The sequence below is a fragment of the Desulfurococcus sp. genome, assembly GCF_049970475.1.
Classification (GTDB): domain Archaea; phylum Thermoproteota; class Thermoprotei_A; order Sulfolobales; family Desulfurococcaceae; genus Desulfurococcus; species Desulfurococcus amylolyticus.
Genome location: NZ_JBMFMW010000100.1, coordinates 1 through 4,063 on the forward strand (window position 1 = coordinate 1; position 4,063 = coordinate 4,063).

Below are 4,063 nucleotides of genomic sequence, written 5' to 3' on the forward strand. Positions count from 1 at the left end.
ACTGATAACGAAGTTAACCGGGTATAGGCTGAATCCAAAGACCGGCTCTTGACAGCACAGCAGCGATACAGTGTAGACAGCGTTTACCGGGTGACCCCAATTAATTAATGTTCCCAATTATTATTTTTAAAGTGAAACATTGGTGGGTTAGAAATATTTGTTCTATAATTCAGTTAATATTTTTATACTTAATACTATAAAAATAAGTATTATGTTAGGTGGGTCCAGTGAGTAGGGAAAGAGAAACATGGGCAACCAGGTTCGGATTGATATTATCAATGGCTGGGAACGCTATTGGACTAGGTAATTTCTGGCGATTCCCCAGGCTACTCGCTGCAAACGGTGGCGGCGCATTCATGATACCATACTTCATAGCATTGCTGTTACTGGGTATACCATTGATGTGGGTTGAATGGAGTACAGGGAGATATGGCGGTAAATACGGGCATGGAACGCTCGGTCCAATGTTCTACCTGATGGCCAGGGAGTCGGTTAAGCCTAGGACAGCATTAATATTCGGCATTATAGGGGGCATGTTAGCCTTTGCTGTGACCACATTGCTAAACTCTTATTACATCCATGTGATAGGTTGGACAGCAGCATACGTTATATATAGTGCGGCAGGGTCATACTATGGGGCGAACACTGTAGAATTCTTCAATAACCATATAGCTAACACCAGCATGGTGCTTGCCACATGGAGTATACCCATGATACTGCTCTTTATAGCTGCCTATAGGGGGGTGGCCAAAGGCATTGAGTTATTTAACAAGATCATGATGCCGTTGCTCTATGTCTTTGCCATTATTCTAGCAATAAGATCGATAACAACTGGAGCACCGGTGAGGCCTGACTGGAGCTCCTGGGCCGGGCTCCGGTACAGCTGGAATCCGGACTTTGAAACATTGAGAAGTAACTTCTGGGTTATCTCGCTAGCTGCGGCGGGCCAGATATTCTTTACATTAAGCCTTGGAATGGGTATAATACATAACTATGCGTCATACGTTAAGAAGGATGATGATATAGCACTAGCAGGCTTAACAACAACATCCCTCAACGAGGTGGCAGAGGTAATACTAGGCGGTACAATAGCGGTACCATTAGCATACGCATACCTAGGTCCAGACGTGGTTAAACAAGGCTCGCTGGGATTAGCTTTCATGGCACTACCAAATGTCTTCACGGCCCTAGGTGATGTAGGCAGGGTCTTCGGCATGTTATGGTTCCTCCTACTGTTCTTCGCAGGGTGGACATCCGCTATAGCAATGTATAATTATCTAGTGGCATTACTAGAGGAGGACTTAGGCATCAATAGGAGGCTTGGGTCACTTATAGTATTTATACTGTACTTCTTGCTGGGATTACCGGTGGCGCTAGACTCTTCTCTTACATACTTCGGTGAACTAGATAACTGGGTTGGCTCATACCTGCTGGTAGTTCTTGGGTTATTCGATGTAATAGTGGGAGTCTACCTGTTTAAACCAGATAACTTATGGAAGGAGCTCCATACTGGTGCATTGATACGTGTACCATCATTATTCAAGTATATATTAATGACGTTGACCCCGATATACATATTAATACTATTGGTTGGAACAACAATAGATTATTATAACCAAGGGGTCTTCGCGCAAGCAGATCCCTTGATAGTGGGCGCCAGGATAGCTATAATACTTGTATTGATCATCGGAGCGATTGAAACATACTATGGAATCAAGAAGAAATATGGTAAGGAATTGGCTGAAAACAGGAAGATCATAGTGGTCGAGTAGAGGTGGAAGACATGGAGCAGTTGTGGATAGTCTTCATGCTGGGATCATGGCTATTCATACTGGGCTTGTCGGCCTGGTGTATCTGGAAGAATCTTAAGGCGCAGAAGAAGTAAATACTTAAACCATTCTTTTTTATTCCACCTTAATCATAATCATCCTCACAAGGGGGTCACTATATATTGGAGTCCGTCAAGCTACTAAGAGATGCGTTGAACACGTTGGAGACATTGTTAAGTCTAAAACAGTTGAGCGATCCACGATTGAAGAGAAAAATCGAGGAAGCTATCGAGTCCCTTGAATTAACCCTTAGGGAGATCAGTGTCAACAACATAGAGTTAGCTAGGTTTATCAGTGATAAAACCAGGGAAACAGTATCTAAGATATCCGTCAGCAAGGAGTTAACCAGGGAAATCATTGAAGACTTGGAGAAACTAGTAAAATGGTGTAAAACAATTCCATATGATTTCACAGATAGAATAAAGTATGTGAGAAAGGGGTACAGGTATTATTTATACGGGATGATGTTATTCTTCGTACTGGCTGGAACCTATACGCAAATATATGCTGTTTCAGCATTACTTATAGCCCTCCCCTCATTAATGGCCATGTACTTCATGAGGAGGAGGCGTTCAATGGGCCTGATGCTGGCTTACGCGTCGACACCGCTGCCCCTAGTCATATTTTCATGGATGATCGGGTACGTTGCAAGGGCATTACTTGACCCGGGTGAAATAAATTATCTAGCTGGGGTATATGGTTTACCGGTTGAAACAGTATACATGATACTATTATTGTACCTAGTGGGAAGCCTTACTGGATTACTATTCTTATCCATCGCGATATATATTCTTTACAAAAACAGGGGTGCCTTTATTTAGAACACCTGTATTTAGAACATTAAATTGACCTGAATTTAATGCGTTTCAGAGATACGAATCTTTAAACCAATATGCCTCTTTAAAAATATGTGATATCCAATAATATTGAACCTTTATTAATTCATGTATGAATAAACCTATCACGTTAGAATAGATGGTGACCAGTAAATGATGATTGAGATCAGGTGGCATGGAAGAGGCGGCCAGGGAGCCTGGACCGCTAGTAATATTGTCGCCATGGCAGCCGCTCTGGAGGGACGTCATGCTCAAAGTTTTCCAGCATTTGGTCCTGAGAGATCAGGTGCACCAATGCTTTCCTTCACTAGGATCAGCGATGAACCTATAGAAATACACAGTATGATATATGAGCCGGATATAGCTGTGGTATTAGACTACACCCTTCTCTCTCCAGGCTTAGTGAGCGGCTTAAAGGGGAGTGGTACTATTATAACCAATTATGCTGGAAGTATTGACCAGGTTATTGGGAAACTAGGCATTAAAAAAGGTGATTACAGGCTGATACTTGTACCGGCATCCAAGCTAGCGCTTGAAATACTTAGGGCCAATATAACTAATACAGCCATGATAGGTGGACTACTCAAGCATGGTGGGGTCGTTGGATGGGATAGTGTTGAGAAAGCCGTGAAGGCAAGATTTAAGGGTCCTGTTGCTGAAAAGAATCTTGCCTTAATAAAGAAGGCTTATGAGGAATCTATAGAGGTGTAGATGCATGAGTGAGCCTAGAGGATGGAGAAGCCTGCCAATAGGTGGGGTAGCGTATAGGTTATCCACAGATGTTAAAACTGGTGACTGGCGTGCGTTGAGGCCTGTGGTGGATCATAATAAATGCACGAAGTGCATGATCTGCTGGCTCTTCTGCCCTGATATGGCTATAGTATGGGATGGCGAGAAGATACAGGTAAACCTGGATTACTGTAAAGGTTGTGGGATATGTGCTCACGAATGCCCTGTCAAAGCTATATCAATGGTACCCGAGTTTGAGGAGGTGTAAGCGTAATGGAGAAAACCGTGTTCAAGCCGAAGATCCCTATTGAGAAACAGGTTTTAACAACCGCTAATGGTGATGAAGCAGTAGCCTACGCTGTAAAGCAGAGCTACGTAGATGTGGTGGCAGCATACCCTATAACACCCCAGACAATTATTGTTGAAAAATACTCGGAGTTCGTTAATGATGGATTAGTACACACGGAGTTCATACCGGTTGAATCAGAGCACTCAGCTATGAGTGCTTGCGTAGGTGCGGCAGCGGCTGGTGCCAGAGCTTTCACGGCCACATCATCCCAGGGATTGGCGTTAATGGTTGAAATAGTATATATAGCATCAGCCCTAAGACTACCAATAGTTATGGCGGTTGTCAACAGGGCTCTCTCAGCACCGATAAACATACATAAT

4 protein-coding genes and 1 pseudogene are annotated in these 4,063 nt (G+C 43.3%); all 5 read left to right on the plus strand.

Annotated features, from left to right (window positions below):
* Positions 1-227: 227 nt before the first annotated feature.
* A complete protein-coding gene (locus ACP5N5_RS05945) occupies positions 228-1,772 on the plus strand; it encodes a sodium-dependent transporter (protein ID WP_428133899.1) in 1,545 nt (514 codons plus the stop codon).
* Between the two features lie 179 nt (positions 1,773-1,951).
* Positions 1,952-2,650 carry an alpha-glucosidase gene (locus tag ACP5N5_RS05950; RefSeq protein ID WP_428133903.1) on the plus strand — a complete coding sequence of 233 codons (699 nt, stop codon included), beginning with the start codon at positions 1,952-1,954 and terminating at the stop codon, positions 2,648-2,650.
* 168 nt (positions 2,651-2,818) lie between these two features.
* Entirely contained in the window at positions 2,819-3,376 is a 558-nt protein-coding gene (locus ACP5N5_RS05955) for a 2-oxoacid:acceptor oxidoreductase family protein (protein WP_042667434.1), read from the plus strand.
* A 4-nt stretch (positions 3,377-3,380) separates the two neighbouring features.
* Positions 3,381-3,662, plus strand: a complete 282-nt coding sequence (locus ACP5N5_RS05960) for a 4Fe-4S binding protein (RefSeq protein WP_012608247.1) — start codon at positions 3,381-3,383, stop codon at positions 3,660-3,662.
* A 5-nt stretch (positions 3,663-3,667) separates the two neighbouring features.
* Positions 3,668-4,063: pseudogene (porA, locus tag ACP5N5_RS05965) on the plus strand (pyruvate ferredoxin oxidoreductase); the annotation flags it as partial.